Genomic DNA, 16,636 nt, shown 5'->3' with positions numbered 1-16,636 from the left:
TCAGGACTCCATTCGCTTGCCGAGGCGCAGCTGTATGAGGGTGAGAACCAGAAGCACCAGCCCCATGAGAACCGATGCGGCGGAAGCAAGGCCGAAGAGACGCAGATCGCTGCCGAAGGCCATCTGATAGATGTATTGGACGATGAAGCTGTTGGCCGTGCCAGGGCCGCCGCCATTGGTCAAAACCCAGGCTTCGTCGAAGATCTGCACGGACTTGATCATCAGAAGGATGAACACGACAAGCAGGTTCGGGGCAAGAAGTGGAAGCGTGATCCTGAACAGCGTGCGACGCGGTGAAGCGGCATCGATGGACGCGGCCTCATAGAGATCTTTCGGGATTGCCTGGAGGCCGGCGAGCAGGATCAGCGTGTAAAAGCCCATATGGAACCAGACCGATACCACCACCACGAAAAAGCGCGACCAGCCAACATCAAGCAGGAATATTTCGGGGGGAACCCCAAGCATCTGAAAGAAGGCGTTCAGCAGTCCGTTGCGATCGAGGAACCACTTCCAGATCAGGCCGATGACCACGGGAGACAGCAGAACCGGATAGAAGAACATCGCCCGGAAGAAGCCCCGTGCAAAGATCGCCCGATTGAGGATCAGCGCCGTGATCAGCGCCACCAGCAATGTGGCGACGACGTTGAAGGCCACGAACCAAAGGGTGTTCCACACCGCCGTCCAGAACAGCGATTCCTGGCAGGTTCCAGGCTGGAGATAATTGCCGCAGGAAAGCAAGGTGCGGAAGTTGTCGAGACCGACGAACGGGCGGTCGGAAACGAAGAGATTGGTGCCGCCGGTGAACGCGTAGCCGACCGCGATCGCGATGGGAAGGAACGTGAAGATACCGAACAGGATGAGATTGGGCGCCAGGAACAGCCAGGGCATCCGCTTGCGGCCGAACAGACGTTCGATCGCATTCATCGGCGCCTCGACCACCCTCATCGCCGTTTCGCCTGTCTGAGACAGCAATGTACCGGCCGTGAAATCTGCCATGTCAGCGCCTCCCCTGCCCGGACCGTCTGCCAAAGGCCAGGCCGCTTTCGGGATCGAACAGATGAACGCGGGCCGGATCGGCATCGATCATGATCCGGTCGCCCGAAACCGGCGCGAAATGACCGGCTTCATGGATGATGATCTGATCGTCTTGCCCGGCGAGATTGCCGTAGACATAGGTCTCGGTCCCGAGCCCCTCGTGATATTGTACTAGGAAGGGCAGGCCCCGCTCGCTGGATCGGGTGAAATGTGCGGGCCGGATACCGGCAAGAACCGACTGACCGACCGCGATGCCGACGGGATCGACATTGCTTACGATCGTGCCGCCATTGCCGACATCGACGACGACGCCGCTTTCACCGATGCCCGAGACCTTGCCTTTGATGATATTCATCCGCGGCGAGCCCAGGAAGCCGGCGACGAAGAGGTTGCGAGGATGATCGAAGAGTTCCAGCGGCGCACCGACCTGTTCGACGCGTCCGGCGCGCAAAACGACGATCTTGTCCGCCATGGTCATCGCCTCGACCTGGTCGTGCGTTACATAGATCATCGTCGTCTTGATGTCGCGGTGGAGCTTGGTGATCTCGGCCCGGGTCTGGACGCGCAGCGCCGCATCGAGGTTCGACAGCGGCTCGTCGAAGAGGAATATGTCCGGCTCGCGCACGATCGCCCGGCCAATCGCCACGCGCTGGCGCTGGCCGCCCGAAAGCTGCTTCGGACGCCGGTCGAGAAAGGGTTCGATCGCCAGCATCCTGGCGGCCTCGGCGATGCGCGCCTCGATTTCGGCGCGCTTGAAGTTCAGATTCTCCAAGCCGAATGCGAGATTCTTGCGTACGCTCATATGCGGATAGAGCGCATAGGACTGGAAGACCATCGCGATTTTACGCTCGGCCGGCGACAGCGCGCTGACGTCGCGGCCACCGATCGCGATTCCGCCCGAAGTCACTTCCTCGAGGCCGGCGATAACGCGCAAAAGGGTCGACTTGCCGCACCCAGACGGGCCGACGAAGACAACGAATTCGCCGTCCTTGATGTCGAGTTCGACGTCATGAAGGACTTTGACGGAGCCATACGACTTGTTGACGGTGGAAAGTTTCAGTTCTGCCATGCCCCACTCCCATCAGGTGGCGTCGTTTCCATGACGACGTCGATTGCGTTCCAGCCTTGCGGCAGCGGTGCCGGCCTCGTGATCCGCACCTCGTTCATCGCGATTCCACTAACACCCGCCACATAGACAGCCGGCATTCCTCCCGGATAGTCCTCAAGGCCGATCACCCGCCCGTCCGAACCGCGGGTCCAGGCATTGGCGCGCCCGCCGCCATCGGCCATCGGCGCGAGGTCGGCATTCGTCGGGCGTAGGTCGTAGGTCCGCCCTGTGCCAAGCTGTCCGGGCTGCTGGTCGAGGGCAATACGGGCCAGCGACACGTTCCGGATGCCTGACGTCGCGGCGGCAATGATGGTGATCGCCCCTTCCATCCGGCCGGTCACGTCTTCGACGACGAGGTTCTCGATGGCGCCCGCGGGGCGCTCGCTTACACGGTCGACGACATTGACCGTCAGCGCCTCACCGGACCCCCAGAACCCGTCCGGCGTCTCGCGGCACTCCACCGAAATCTTCGAAAATCGCACATTCGATATCCGGCCGCCGTCGCGGGAAAATATCCCGAGCGCCCGGTTGGAGGACGAGATACGGCAATCCTCGAACATGACGTTGGTGACGTCGCCATGCGTTTCGGTGCCGATCTTCAGCGCGCAGCTCAGGCTCTCGACGGCGCATCGGCGGACGAGAATGTTCTCGCACCGGCCGATGGCCCTGCCATCGGGGCCGGCGCTCGTCTTCAGACATACGCCGTCGTCGGCGGTCGATATCCTGCAATCCTCAATGATGGCGCCACGGCAGGCATCGAGCACGATACCGTCCGTGTTGGGAAGGCGGCGGTCATTGTCTATAGTCACGTTGCGGACGGAGACATCGTTGCAATTGACGAAGTGCAGTGTCCACATCGGCGAACGGCAGATATGGATGGAGCTGATCTCGACTTCGTCGCAGCCCTCGAAGACGACGACGCGGGGGCGATATTCGGCCGGAACGAAGGTTCCGACGCTCTCGTCGTCTCCGATGATGAAGCTCTCGCAACCGGCTTCGATGCGCCCCGTGCCCGTCAGACTGATCCGTCGCGCATCCCTCGCCACGATCATGCCGCGGTCCGACTTTTCGGCGATGACCGAAACTGTCGTATGGACATAGGCAGCATAGTCGGGAACGGGACGCAGGATGGCGCCGGCGGCAAGATGCAGCTCGACACCGGAACGGAGCCGGAGCCCCCGGCAGTTGTGGATGCCTGCGAGGAGCTCCAGCCGTCCGCCACCGGAAGCTGAAAGGCTGTCGATCGCTGTTTGCACACGGTCAGTATTGTCGCCGTCGTAAGCTGCAATGGCGACAAGCGAGGTTGCGTTCATTGACGTTGACCGTGCTCGAGGACGACTTCGGTCAAAAGCAGCATGGTCAGTGCCTGGCCGTAAGGCGTCGGCACATTCGGGATGCGCCGGTAGAAATCGAGATCGTGTCCCATCGGCGTACCGTCCGAGACGCCATGGACGACGCCTTCTTCATCGATCTGCGCCAGCACTGCCGCAAGCGCCCGCTCCGCATGTGCCCTGTCGCTCTCGTCGAGAATGCCGGCATCGATGGCGCGCAATATGCCATAGGCGATGCCTGCCGTGGCCGAGGTTTCGAGCGGCGAGGACGGATCGTCCAGAAGTGTCGTGAACATGCCGTCCGGCCGCTGATATGCCTTCAGGGAGCGCACCTGACTGACGAGGACGTTGGACAGGAAGCGCCGATCCTTCTCACCGAGCGAGGGCACGAGATCGAAGAGCTCGGGGATTGCGACCGTGATCCAGGCATTGCCCCGCGCCCAGAAGGCATTGGCGAAGTTGTGCCGGCCGTTGAAGGTCCAACCGTGATACCAGAGCCCGCTGACCGGATCGGAGAGATAGCGCGTGTGGATCACGAATTGGTAGACAGCCTCATCGATCCACTCGTTGCGCTCGCAGAGCACGCCGGCGCGGCCCAGGAACAGGCAGGCCATGAACAGCGTGTCGTCCCACAACTCCCCGTCGTTGAGGCGCTCCTTGACAACGTGCTGGAAACCGCCTTCCTCGGTCTTCGGCAGTTCCTTGACCAACCACTCAGCCCAGTCTTCGACGAGGGCGCGGAAATCCGGGCGGTCGACGTGCTGGACGAGAATCGCGAGCGGCAGCATCGGCGCCGTGCTGTTGATCTGGCGCGGCGGCAGGCCGCGTTCGATCTGCGCGCTGTACCAGGCAACAAGCTCCTGCAGCGCCTTTTGGTCATTGGTGGCTATCGCGCGCCTGAGGAATCCGTAAAGACCGACGCCGACCTCCCAGTCCCATTCGTCAAACTGGATGCCGGACGTGGAACCGCCCGTCACGAGCCCCTCCTTTATGCCCCTGAGCCGGCTGAAAGCCGTTGCCACACGATCGATCGTCGTCAGGAGCGCGGCGTTATCGACAGATGCAGTGTTCATGCGTGAGACCTATGTGTCAGGAATAGAACGGGCCGTCAGCGCCGGCCCGGGACGCGGCGCTGTCGTGAGTGAGGATCGGGTGCGGCTGATCATGGGTGAACGGCCGGGGCTTACCGGCAATCGAAAGACCGTCGGCGTAGGAGAGATCGATCGCCTGACCGCCCGGCGGCGTCAGGGAAAGACGGCGAAGCCTGGGATCGAAGCAAACGCTGGTCTGGCACAGACGCTCGATGAAGGCCTTGTAAGCATCGTCATTGCCGGATGCTACGATGGCCGCCCAGCCGCAGAGCGATCCATACGAGCGCGCCTCGCGTCCGGCGGTCGGGCCGTCCGTGATCAGTTCCAGGCCGTTCGAGGCCCAGAGAGCGGCAAATCCCCTGCCCGACCGGGCGATCAGCCATTTGTCTTCGACGATGAGATCGTCAAGACCGTCGCGGCCGATATAGGCGTGCGTCCAAGCATGCCGTGCATCGCCTGTGTCTTCGATCAAAAGCGCGACGTCGCGATGCTGAGCAACGCGCGGCAGGGTGCCGTTGCCGGCCCAATAGGACGGCCGTTGATTGCCCCACGGGTCGTCTTCGCCGGGGTGATTCACCCAGAGCCTCGCCATCGGATGGCCGGCGAGCCGGATATCCAGAACGTGCTGCTGATGACCCTTCCGGCCGGTCTTGTGATCGACGACAGTCGAAAGCTGCGCCGCCTCGTTCTTGTAAAGCACGAGTTTTCCGCTCTCCAGCCCCTGGCTGTAGCGCGCCTCGACGTTTCGTCCTCGTGGAAGGGCGGCGAGTTCGGCAAGTTCAGCCGGCGGCTCGTAACCGCCGGCGCAGAACATGGTCAGCGCCGCCACGCCGTTGTTCAGCCAGCCCGTGCCGAAGGCAACATGGGCGAAGGGCGCAAGTTCGGTCAGCGGGCCGGCGCGCAGTTCCTTGTCATAAGCGCGGCCCTGTGATCCCGCCGGCACGCCGGCGAGCGTGTGCAGGGCGATCATGCGGAAAATGAGATCGATCTGCGCGCGAGCACGTGCTGCGATTGCCGTATCGGCCCAGCGCTCAAGAGCCAGCAGGCCGATGAAATCGATCGGGTAATAGGCAGCCGAGTTCCACTCCGCCAGACCATGGGCTTCGACGCTGTCAAACCAATGGCCGAGGCGCACTGCGGCGAGTTCCGCCTGCTGTCGTCCTGTCCTGCCCGAGGCCGAGAACATTGCGTCTGGCAGGAGAAGTCCCGCCAGCAGCTGGCTCGTGTGAAAGCAGAGCACGTGGTTCTCGCTCCAGAACCACATGGCGTCGTTGCCTGGCTCATCGACCCAGTAGCGGTAGGAGAGAACGGAATGGCGGATGCGATCGACGGTGGCGGCCGGCATTCGGTCGCCATAGGCACCGAGCAACCACAGGAGCGGCACCATGATGAAATCCGAGCAGTCCTCTCGCGCATCGATCGAGGCGAGCGTCGCCCCGATGATGCGGTCGAAGCTTTCCTGGTCGTCGTAACCCGTTTCCATCAGGGCTATCAGACGGCCGACGCGGTTGGCGCCGAAGCGGGCACTATATTCCAGCGCCTGCCGCTTGCGGGCGGCAAGCGAGGGCTCAGGCGGCAGCGGAGAAATGCTGCTCATGAAGGCGGCGTCGATGACGCGGATGACCGAACCCGGCCCGGAGCCGATCGTCATGTGAATGCCGTGATAACCGTCGGCAATTCCGCGGACATCCTCGACAATCAGCCGGTCCTGATGGGCGTGCAGGGTCAATTTGGACTGAACGAGAACCGGCCGCTCGTGGCCATGACCGACAATCTTGATCTCGACGGGCAAGTCCCGCTCCGGCGCCGTATCGAAGATAATTTCAAGCGGCTGATCGACAAAGACGTCGCGGGCCGGGCGTACGCCGCGCGAAAGAACTTCCAGCTCGCGGACCTCATCCTGATCCAGCGATACCGGCAGCAACACCGAGAGCGGCTCCTTGTCCAGCATCTCGAGTTCGAAGAACCAGGTCGTGTCGCGCTCGGCCAGGTCTTCGGTGTGGACGAGAACCTCGTTGTCGCCCGCCTGCAGGGGCAGCGCTATGTCAGTGGCGCTCTCGACATTTCGTTTGAACGGCTCGAAGCGTGCCGCCTCCTCGCCGTTAACCCAGATACGAACGCCGCCGCATGTCCTGAGCCTCAGATTGAGCGTTCGCGGCACCGGTGTCGCGAACGTGCCTTTCAGCCATCGGCTGAGATGCGTCGGCACATGCCAAAAGCCGGTGAACTCGACCCGACGGTTCGAGCCGGGAAGATAGAGGCTTTCAGTCGGCCAGGAACCATCAGGCAGGAGCGGCCGACCGATCATTTTGGCCCAGAATGCCTTGCGGCAGGGAAGATCGCCGACATCGACGAAACCGTTGATGAAGCGGTAATTGACGCGATCTTCGGCGGGAGCGGGCTCGCCCGGAAAATAGCTGGCGCTAAGGCCGGAAACCGCCCATGCCGTGATCGTCTGGCCCTCGGCTACGCTATAGGCTGGCGCCATGCCGTCCGGCTGCTCGATGCATTCCGCGTCCACAGACTGCCTCCTCCGCAATCTTATGAAAAAATTTTCATTACGCCGTTCGGCGAGGGTTATTTTCGAAAAATGCTCAAAAACAACGCCACGGCGTCAGGAAATAGCTTGACGAGTTGAATGTCAAGTATATGAAATTGTCATTATCGATGGCCAAGGCCGCGATTGATGAAAATGTTTTCATGGGAGGATGAAAATGAAAACGTATCTATCAGGGGCTTTCGCACTGGCGTTGGCTACTGTTTCCCTGGCTTGGTCCAGCGCCGCCATGGCGGAAACCAAAACGATCACCTTCTTGTTCACCGATGACGATCAGGCTTACGTCGAGCGAATGGAGGCCTTGAGCAAGGAATTCGAAACGTCCCATCCCGACGTCAAGGTCAACTTCGTCTCTTCGGGCTATGATGCGGTCGCCAAGCAGCTGCCGGTACAGCTTGCCGTCGGCGAGGGCCCCGACATTGCCAAGATCACCGATTGGCAGCTTGCACCCTATTATCTCGACATGCGCCCCTACATGAAAGATCCGGAGGGCTTCGCCAAGCTGCACGGCGACAGCCTGAACACGCTTCGCTTCCCCGGCGTCAACGATCCGAACTCGATCAACGGCTATGTCGCGTCGCAGACCTTCAACCTGCCCTTCGTCAACAAGACGCTCTTTGAACAGGCGAACGAACCGCTTCCGAAGCCGACGGCCACGCTGAAGGACATCGTCGAAGCCTCAGCGCGCGTCGCCAAGGCGACCGGCGCCCAGATCCCCTTCACGATGGACCGCTCGGGCCACCGCTTCTCGGGTGCGGCCTTCTCCTATGGCTCGAATTACGTCAAGGACGGCAAGTTCTCGTTCCCCGACGACGCCGCCAAGCGCTACATCACCGATCTCTACAACTGGACGAAGGACGGCTCTTTCCCCAAGGAAATGTGGGGTGCTGCTGGCGGAACCCAGTACAAGAACATGGGCGACGAGTTCGTTAACGGCAATGTCGTGACCTATCTGGCCGGCAACTGGATGGTCAATCCGTTCCAGAAGAAGATCGGCGACGGCTTCGACTGGACGGCGATCAGCGCGCCTTGCGGCGATGCCGGCTGCTATGCCATGCCGGGCGGCACCGCGATCGTCGGCTTTAAGCGCACCAAGCATCCGGAAGCCGTGGCCGCTTTCATCGAATTTCTCGGGTCTGAAAAGATCCAGCGTGAAATCGCCGAAAATTACGTCATCCTGACCGGCGCCGACATCAAGGATCCGCAATACAAGCTCGAGAGCAAGAACGCCAAGGAAGCCATGGCCGTCTTCCTCGCGGCCCGCGACAGTGCGCCGCAGGCCGCCCGCGATCTGGAACGCCTCAAGGGATCCGGGGCCATCTATCAGCTGATTGTGCAGCGGATGAGCCAGCTGATCGTCGGCGAGCTTTCCCTCGAAGACACCTTCAAAGCCATGGCCGCGGACGTCGACAAGATCAACGGCGCGCTTGCCGCCAAGTAATCTGGTCACGCATTCCCGCAGAATGTGCGCACGCATCAGCCACGGCCCCGCAACGTGTCGTGGCTGATGCATTTCGCCGGTGCCCAGCTCTTCGGAAGCCTGCTTGGCTGAGGCTCGCTCTGATTCAGAGCAAGCCGGTGCGGCAGATTCGCGCTGATGGACAGGACGGTTCCGCGGCGTCGTGACATGGGCTTTGGGAGAGGCTATAGGCGTTATCGGCTGGCGGCTCGCCGGTATCAGGCCCAACTTACAAACCCGACCGACCAGCGGGGGTCCAGTCAATCGAGGTGCCTCTCCATGCTACTCGGCTCCGAGCATCCGCTGCGAAGGGAACTTCACAACGAGCTTCATGCACGCCCGTCGCTTTACTTCGATGGCGATACCGATGTCTGGCACATCGCCATCGTCAGCGACAATGCCCCTCCTCCGCTGCCGGTTTCGCTCCCGGGACTGGAAGATGTCACCACGACCCGCGAGGGCAACCACGGCATCGGCCGTGTCGGCGCCGGCCGCCTGAAATGGGAAGCACACACCGAATTCCTGACCTTGACCTTCGTCGTGTCGGCGTCGGCTGAACCGGGCAGCCATCCGCCGGAAGCCTTTCAGGCCTGCTGCCGGCAGATCGGCGGCAAGATCATAGCGGCCGTGCGCGTGCTGGTACGCGATGAGAAAGCCGGGGATCACCTGGAAAAACCGAAGCTCGACTTTGTCGCCTCGCGGGTCGGCGGCGGCGATGCGGAAGTGCATTCGAACTTCCGTCTTAGCGACAGCGGCTTCGTGGAATTCCTGTTCTTCAACCGCAATCTCAATGCTTATCGCACCGGCCGCATGGTCAGACGTTTCCTGGAGATCGAGACATATCGGATGATGGCGCTGCTTGCCATGCCGATGGCACGCGAGACAGTCTCGAAGCTTTCCACCTTCGACCATCGCCTCGACCTCCTGATCAGCCATATGCAGAGCGCCGTAAAGGTAGACAAGGCGCTGCTTTCCGAGGTGACCAGGCTCTCGTCTGACGTTCTCAATTTCTCGGCACTCGCCCGCCATCGCTTCGGAGCGACGAAAGCCTATTCCGAGATCGTCGCGAGCAGGCTGTCGGAGCTTCGCGAAGAACGCGTCGAACAGCGCCAGAGGATCGGCACCTTCATCGACCGTCGCTTTCAGCCGGCCGTCCGCTCGGTTCGTGCCGCCGAGCGCCGCCTCGATGAACTCGCCGAACGCGTCAGCCTGGCCGGTGATCTCCTCAGGACCACCGTGCAGGTTCAGCTCGAAGATCAGAACGCGTCGCTGTTGACCTCGATGGAAGAGCGGGCGCGAATTCAGGTGCATATCCAGCAGGCTGTCGAAGGCTTCTCCGTCATCGCCATCACCTATTACACCGTCGGCCTGGTTAAGATCTGCCTGGAAAGCATTTCCGAACTGGGTGTCGATCCGCATATTGTGAAACTCGCCGTTCTCGGAGCCATCCCGCTGGTGCTCTTCGCCGTCTGGACCGCCGTCCGCCATGTCCGCAGGAGCATTGCCGGGGTCCCGCATGGCCCGACTTCCGAAATTCACTGACGACGCGTCAGTGACTCAGCCTGCCCCAGCAGATGTGGGGTCTGCTCCCCCGACCTCTTCGCTTCCTTCCAACTTGTGGAGAAGCGCCTTCATGACGCGGTGCGCCGTTTCGATTTCGCGCACCTCAAGACCGTCAGCGAGACCGCTCGCCCAGGGAGCCTGGAGGCGCATGGCGGCGTCGAAGGTCTCCCGCCCCTTCTCCGTCAGCACGACGAGCTGAGCCCGGCGGTGATGCGGGTTCGCCGCGAAGGCAACGATCCCTTCCTTCTCCAGATCATTGACGATGCGCTGCACGTTCTGGCGGTTGGCGCCCATGTCGCGGGCTAGCCAGGCCACCGGCTGCGGGCGCTCCGATGCGCCGACAGTGCCGAGAACCTGCCAGCGCGCGCTGGTCAGCCCCAGGCCGGCGACCAGCCTGTCTCCTGAGGTCAGCATTCGGTTGTTTAGCCTGAAGAGGTCGAGCACGAGATTGGTCAATGCGGATCCTGCTGCACTTCGCTCGGCATCGGTCATGTGTCACCATGCATTTATATTGACATTATGATGTCATAATCATATGTGTTCTTCATGTCGAATTGACATCATGGAACCACATAAAACGGAGCAAGTCATGCCACATATTCGTCCGATGGACCCCACCTTCCCGATCAACCGGCAAATCGAGCTCGAGGCCTCCCCGGTCGTGCTCATCAATCTTTTCACGCTCGACCTGGCAGACGAGACGAAGTTCCTTGAGGTCTGGCAGGACGACGCAGCCTTCATGAAACGCCAGCCCGGCTTCATCTCCACCCAGCTGCATCGCGCGATCGGCGAAAAACCGACCTATCTCAATTACGCCATCTGGGAATCCAACGCGCATTTCCGGGCGGCCTTTGTCCATCCGGAATTCAGGGCGAAGACCTCCGCCTATCCGTCTTCGGCTATTGCTTCGCCGCATCTCTTCCAGAAGGTCGCCGTAGCGGGGATCTGTGTAGCCTAGCTGGAAATCGAGTCATGTCGAAAAGCGAGCGCAACTTTGCCATCGCAGGCCTCGTTGCCGTTTTCGTGATGAAATACTCGTGATGAAATACAAGGCAAAGGCTGGAACGAGGTGCAACCCTTCACCATCTCGAGCGCGCCCGGCGAGAGCCGCCTTCACTTCACCGTGAGGGCCCTTGGCGACTGGACCGAAAACTTCGCGCCGAACTGCGAGCCGGCGGGACCGTGCTTGTCTGCGGCCCCTGTGGCAAGTTCGACGGCCCATTGGCGGATCTGCGAAAGGCAAGCGTCTCACGCGCCCATACCACACCGAAGCCTTCGAGTTTCGATGACGGTGTGACCTTCCCGCCAAGCTTACCTCGGCGGAAAGGATTGAGTATCTGCACCGGCGGAGGCTCAGGAAGCCATCGCGTAACGATGCTGGTCCGAGGCGTGTCGGCTGCCCGTTTTGAAGCGGCGCAGCAGTTCGGCAAGGCTTTCCGTTTCGTGCGTCAGGCTCTGGGCGGCGGCCGTGGTTTCTTCGACCATCGCGGCGTTCTGCTGCGTCACCTTGTCCATCTGGTCGCCAGCGGCCGAGACTTCGCGGAGACTCGTTGCCTGTTCGCGGGCGGCGATGGCGATTTCGGCGACCGTCGCATTCATCGCCGAAACCTGCTCGACGATCTGCTCCAATGAGAGACCGGATTCGCCGACCAGCTCGACGCCCGTCTTGACCTGCGCCGAAGAGGTGGAGATCAGCTCCTTGATCTCCCTGGCCGCATTGGCCGAGCGCTGGGCAAGCTCACGGACTTCCTGCGCAACGACGGCGAAACCCTTGCCGGCCTCGCCTGCGCGCGCCGCCTCGACGCCGGCATTCAGCGCCAGGAGATTGGTCTGGAAGGCGATCTCGTCGATGACGCTGATGATGTTACCGATCTTCGACGACGAGATCTGGATTTCCGTCATTGCGGCGATGGCGCGGGAGACAATCTCACCGCCCTTTTCAGCATTGGTGCGGGCCGTCGCCACGGCAGCCTGGGCGCGGCTTGCGCCCTCGGCCGTCCCGTTCACTCCCCGCGTCACGTCGCCGAGCGCCGCGACGGTCTCCTCCAGCGACGCGGCCTGCTGCTCGGTGCGGCGTGCAAGGTCGTTTGACGCGGTGGAGATTTCCCCAAGGCCGGAGCGGATCGTCGTCACCGCACGGATGACGGAATCGACGGCCTCTTCGAGGCTTGCGACCGAATTGTTGAAGTGATCGCGGATTCTGACGTAGCGAGCGTCCACTTCGCCGACGCGGACCGAGAGGTCCCCCTTTGAGAGCGCGTCGAGGCCAAGCGAGATCTGTCGGAAGGCATGTTCCATCACCTGGGCGTCGGAAAGCCGCTCGGCTTCCTGGCGCAGCCGCTCTTCTTCTGCCGCCAGGCGGGCGCGCTCGGCACTGGCCTCGGCGATCAGTTTGGCGCGACCGGTTTCCTGGAACACCTTCAGCGACCGCGCCATGGCGCCCAGTTCATGGCGGTGCTCAACGCCTGTTATGACGATAGCGTCATCGCCGCGGGCAAGTTGCTCCATGGATTGCGCCATCCCACGCACCGCCGAGGAAATCAGCCGGCCGACGAAATAGGAGAGCACGAGGCCGATAACGATCAGCAAGCCGCTAATGACGAGCGTGGTGCTGGTCGCGGAGGAAACCATGGACTCGACGGAACCATCCAGCTTCTTCTGCGCTCCCGTCACGGTCGCCTGCAAGTTCTTGAACGCATCAGCGATCTTCGGTGCCAACACGTTGAGCTGCGTCTGGCGGATATTGCCGGATGCCTGCAGCACCTCCTTCATGTCGCCTAGGCGGGCGGTATAGTTCTGCATGAGCTGGCCAGCACCCATCAGGCGCTTCTTCTGCAGCTCGTTCTTGGCAGCTTTGGCAGCGCCATCGTTGAGCGCGACGGCCTCAGCCAGAGCTGCCTGCGCAATATCATAGGCGGCAAAATCGTCGGAATGCACGAAGCGTTCGGAGAAATAGAGGCTCCGGTTTAGAGCTTCCAGCGTCGCTCCGGTCATGTGCAGCAGGGCCACATCGTTCTGGCGCCAGGCGCTGCGCATGACATCGTTGAGCGCGATGCTGGTCCAGGGTCCGAACTCGGTGACTTTTGAGATCAACGTGTCCCGCCGGGCCTGCAGGGAGACTATCTGCTCGAAGGCCTTGCCGTAGGCGGCGATATCCTGGCGGATCATCGCAAGACCGGAGTAAAGATCCTTGTTATCGGCGAAACGCGGATCGTCCGCCTCGAAGGCCTTCACGCCGGCGCGGAAATTGTCGACGACAGCCTGCGTGGGCGTGGAGCGGAAAGCTTCCGCCGACATCTGGATCTCGTGCAACTGATCGCTGTAGTCCGATATGGCAAGGCTCTGGCCGGCCGTGACGCGGTAGGAGGCGAAAATGGCGGCAAGGCCGTTCATACCTGAGATCGAGCTGACGGTAAGCAGGCTCATCAGCAGGATCAACGGCACGAAACCGAAGGTGATCTGCGCGCGAATGCCGAATTTATTCCAGAAATGCAACATCATAAGCCTCTTATGCTCACTGGCTCTTCGGCAGGTATTTGGAGATGTTCTCAGGTGTCACGAGTTCGAAGGGAACGTTGTTTTCCCGCGGCACCTTCTCCTTCTTGACGAGCTTCACGGCGGCCTCGACGGCGGCGGCGCCCTGTCCGACAGCGCTCTGGAGAACGGTAACGTCGAGATCGCCAGCCACCATCGCGGCAAGCGCATCGTCGGTCGCGTCGACGCCGGCGACGACGACATCCTTCACCGGCATGCCGGCTTTCTTCATCGCGCGGATCGCGCCGAGCGCCATCTCGTCATTGTTGGCGATAATAGCATCGAACTTGACGCCGGCCGCAAGCCACTCCTGCATCTGCTGATCGGCATAATCGCGTGACCAATAGGCCGCCTGCCGCTCGACGATTTCCAGGCCCTTGCAGTCGGGCGTGGCGATGACATCCGAGATATCCTGCGTGCGGGCACGGGCGGCCGCGTGGAAAGGCTCGCCCATCAGCACGATGATCCGACCCCTGCCCTTGAGCAGCGTACAAACCTGCTTCGTCTCCAGTGTTCCGGATTCCTTTTCATTGGAGGCGACCACGACCTGATTTTCCGGCAGATCCAGGAGGTTCGAGGGAACATTGTTGATATAGACAAGCGGAATGCCGGCATCCGCCGCCATCTTGGTCATCTGCGGCCCGAGATCGCCATCGGAAACGGCCAGGATGATGGCGTCGACCTTGTCGACGATGAGCTTCTGAACCTGCTTTTTCTGAAGCTCGCTGTCGCCCTTTGCGTTCTCGGTAACCAACTTGAGGCCGGAGACCGTCTGCCCATGGGTGACGACACCGTTCAGAAGCGCCGTCCTGAATTTGTCTAGATCGGACATCGAAACGCCGATCGTCTGGGCATTGGCAACAGAGACCGACATCGCCAAGGCGATGGATGCAAGCGTGGCCGTTTTCATGAATTCCCCTGCGCTTCGGATAGAACCGCTTTATTTCAAACTTTGGTTAAATTTTACTTTGCGCACAGGAGCTAGAAGTATCGGCGGTGGATGATCTTTTCATAATGCCGCCCCTTCTTCAGCACCGGCCGACTGGACTTGAGCCGCGCCGCGGAAACTCGGGACGAACAGCTCAAGCTTTTGTTTAATCGCCGCTATCGTCCGCCGAAGCCGGAGCTGACAGTGATGCCTTTATAGATCACCCTCTGCAGCACGATGGCCAGGATGACGCCCGGGACCATGGAGATGGTGGCGCCTGCCATGATGTAATTCCAGGCGGTGCCCTGCTGGGTCTGGAACAAGGTGAGCCCGAGCGGCAGCGTGGCCTTATCAAGACCGCTGGTAGCGATCAGCGGCCACAGGAAGCTCTTCCACTGGGCGATGAAGGTAAAGAGCGAAAGGAGGCCGATCGCGGGCATGGCAAGCGGAATGATGATTCTGATCAGGATGCGCAGGCGCGAGGCCCCGTCCATCATCGCCGCCTCGTCGAAATCCTTTGGGATGCCTAGGATGAACTGCCGCAACAGAAAGGTCCCGAAGGAAGAGAAGGCGACGGGGAGAATCATGCCGTGATAGGTGTTGATCCAGCCGAGCTTGCTAACCAGAAGAAAGAGCGGGATGACCAGCATCACCTGCGGGATCATCAGCGTGCTGAGAAAGGTAAGCAGCAGCCCCTCGCGGCCGGGAAACTTCAGCCGGGCGAAGGCATAGGCGGAAAGGCAGGATACCGCGATCACGATCGCGGTCACGCCGCAGGCGACGATGAAGGAATTCAACAGGAACGTTCCGAACGGCAGGGCAACCAGAGCTTCGACGAAGGTTTCCCAATGATATTCCTCGGGGAGGATGCGGACCGGCACGGCCAGCACTTCCGTGTTGGAACGCACCGCATTCGACACCATCCAGAAGAAGGGAAAGAGGAAAAGCAGCGCGATCAGCGAAAGTGCGGCGTAGTTGAAGAAGGCACCGATGCGTCGCAACAGGCGATGGCGGTTCTGCGCCAGGGAATAGGGATGCTGCGAAGTCGGTTCAGTCGTCATAATGGACCCATTGGCGCTGCATGTGGAACTGTAGGATGGTAAGCGCCATGATCATGACGAACATCACCCAGGCGAGTGCGGAGGCATAGCCCATCTGAAAATTGGTGAAGCCCTTCTGATAGATTGCGAAACCCAGAGTGGCCGTCGCCGAGCCCGGGCCGCCCCGCGTCATCGCGAAGATCTCGTCGAAGACCTGCAGCGAGGTGATGGCGGTCATGACGGTGGCGAAGAAAATGGTCGGCGAGATGAGCGGCAGGCGGATGCGCCAGAAGCGCCGCCAGGGACCAGCGCCGTCGATCATCGCCGCTTCGAGATAATGCTTCGGCACGAGGTCGAGCGCGGCGTTAAACATTACGACATTATAGCCGACATTGGCCCAGAGTGTGACGAGCACGACCGCCTGCATGGCCCAGGTCGAGCTCAGCAGGAAATTCGGCAGGCCGAGACCGAGGGAGTGGATGATGCTGTCGGCGAGACCGTCGGGAGTGAAGATCAGCAGCCACACCACGGAGGCTGCAATCGTCGGAGTAAAGGTCGGCAGGAAGAAGATCACCCGGAAAATCGCCTTGCCGCGCTTGAGGCTCGAAATCCAGACCGCGAGCGTCAGCGAGACAACGATGTTGAGCGCAAGGTACTCGACGGCGAAGAACAGCGTGTTGCCCAGTATGGTGTAGAAGGCGGGGTCGACGGTGAAGAGTTTGATATAATTCTGGAAACCAACGAAGGACGGCGTCGAGAGCAGCTGCCAATTGGTGAAGGAGAGCGCCAGCGAGGCCAGGATCGGCAGAGCCATGAAGACCATGAAGCCGAGGAAGCTCGGCAGCAGGAACAGCATCGCCGTTTGCGTCTCCGGCATCAGGAAGCGCCGCGGCTGATCGGGCTGCATGGTGATTTCGGCAACGGCGCTTTCCGACATGTCTTCCTCCATGCGCGGAACTTCTGCCGCGTCGAGAGCGAGCGCGCCCTGCG

Annotated in this window: 13 protein-coding genes; 3 read left to right on the top strand and 10 right to left on the bottom strand. The window is 61.2% G+C overall.

The window, feature by feature from the left end; translation table 11 throughout:
* From FFR93_RS35300 to FFR93_RS35280, 5 genes are read right to left on the bottom strand one after another with little or no spacing between them, the layout of a single operon-like run.
* On the bottom strand, nt 1-996 hold the full coding sequence (locus tag FFR93_RS35300) for a sugar ABC transporter permease (protein ID WP_064713135.1): 996 nt from the start codon (nt 994-996) through the stop codon (nt 1-3).
* A gap of 1 nt (nt 997) precedes the next feature.
* Nucleotides 998-2,104, bottom strand: a complete 1,107-nt coding sequence (gene ugpC, locus FFR93_RS35295; protein ID WP_138396587.1) for a sn-glycerol-3-phosphate ABC transporter ATP-binding protein UgpC — start codon at nt 2,102-2,104, stop codon at nt 998-1,000.
* Nucleotides 2,092-3,456, bottom strand: coding sequence for a glycoside hydrolase family 28 protein (locus FFR93_RS35290; protein ID WP_138396586.1), 1,365 nt, complete (start codon nt 3,454-3,456; stop codon nt 2,092-2,094). Before FFR93_RS35290 ends, ugpC begins: the two co-directional genes overlap by 13 nt.
* Complete coding sequence (locus tag FFR93_RS35285) at nt 3,453-4,547, bottom strand: glycoside hydrolase family 88 protein (RefSeq protein WP_138396585.1); 1,095 nt, start codon at nt 4,545-4,547, stop codon at nt 3,453-3,455. Before FFR93_RS35285 ends, FFR93_RS35290 begins: the two co-directional genes overlap by 4 nt.
* A gap of 16 nt (nt 4,548-4,563) precedes the next feature.
* Nucleotides 4,564-7,086 (bottom strand): hypothetical protein, encoded by a 2,523-nt coding sequence (locus FFR93_RS35280; RefSeq protein WP_138396584.1) that lies wholly within the window; start codon nt 7,084-7,086, stop codon nt 4,564-4,566.
* Nucleotides 7,087-7,279: 193 nt separating this feature from the next.
* Here FFR93_RS35280 and FFR93_RS35275 point away from each other — a divergent pair, with 193 nt between their 5' ends.
* Entirely contained in the window at nt 7,280-8,563 is a 1,284-nt protein-coding gene (locus FFR93_RS35275) for an ABC transporter substrate-binding protein (RefSeq protein ID WP_171049311.1), read from the top strand.
* Nucleotides 8,564-8,860: 297 nt separating this feature from the next.
* Nucleotides 8,861-10,123, top strand: coding sequence for a DUF3422 domain-containing protein (locus FFR93_RS35270; RefSeq protein WP_138396583.1), 1,263 nt, complete (start codon nt 8,861-8,863; stop codon nt 10,121-10,123).
* A gap of 15 nt (nt 10,124-10,138) precedes the next feature.
* Here FFR93_RS35270 and FFR93_RS35265 read toward each other — a convergent pair whose 3' ends face one another.
* Nucleotides 10,139-10,636: a MarR family winged helix-turn-helix transcriptional regulator gene (locus tag FFR93_RS35265; RefSeq protein WP_064709629.1), complete on the bottom strand. Its 498-nt coding sequence runs from the start codon at nt 10,634-10,636 to the stop codon at nt 10,139-10,141.
* Between the two features lie 97 nt (nt 10,637-10,733).
* Here FFR93_RS35265 and FFR93_RS35260 point away from each other — a divergent pair, with 97 nt between their 5' ends.
* Entirely contained in the window at nt 10,734-11,102 is a 369-nt protein-coding gene (locus tag FFR93_RS35260) for an antibiotic biosynthesis monooxygenase family protein (protein ID WP_064713130.1), read from the top strand.
* 395 nt (nt 11,103-11,497) lie between these two features.
* Here the strand turns inward: FFR93_RS35260 and FFR93_RS35255 are convergent, their stop codons facing one another.
* The 4 genes from FFR93_RS35255 to FFR93_RS35240 form a co-directional block, all read right to left on the bottom strand.
* Nucleotides 11,498-13,642, bottom strand: coding sequence for a methyl-accepting chemotaxis protein (locus FFR93_RS35255; protein WP_138396582.1), 2,145 nt, complete (start codon nt 13,640-13,642; stop codon nt 11,498-11,500).
* A 16-nt stretch (nt 13,643-13,658) separates the two neighbouring features.
* Nucleotides 13,659-14,588 (bottom strand): substrate-binding domain-containing protein, encoded by a 930-nt coding sequence (locus FFR93_RS35250; protein ID WP_138396581.1) that lies wholly within the window; start codon nt 14,586-14,588, stop codon nt 13,659-13,661.
* 194 nt (nt 14,589-14,782) lie between these two features.
* Nucleotides 14,783-15,667 (bottom strand): carbohydrate ABC transporter permease, encoded by an 885-nt coding sequence (locus FFR93_RS35245; RefSeq protein WP_138396580.1) that lies wholly within the window; start codon nt 15,665-15,667, stop codon nt 14,783-14,785.
* Nucleotides 15,657-16,583: a sugar ABC transporter permease gene (locus FFR93_RS35240; RefSeq protein ID WP_138396599.1), complete on the bottom strand. Its 927-nt coding sequence runs from the start codon at nt 16,581-16,583 to the stop codon at nt 15,657-15,659. Before FFR93_RS35240 ends, FFR93_RS35245 begins: the two co-directional genes overlap by 11 nt.
* Between the last annotated feature and the right edge of the window lie 53 nt (nt 16,584-16,636).

Origin of the sequence: Rhizobium sp. MHM7A (genome assembly GCF_005862215.1) — a bacterium.
Taxonomy (GTDB): Bacteria; Pseudomonadota; Alphaproteobacteria; order Rhizobiales; family Rhizobiaceae; genus Rhizobium; species Rhizobium bangladeshense.
Note: the sequence above shows the minus strand (reverse complement) of the source record. Positions and strands in the feature narration are given on the sequence as shown.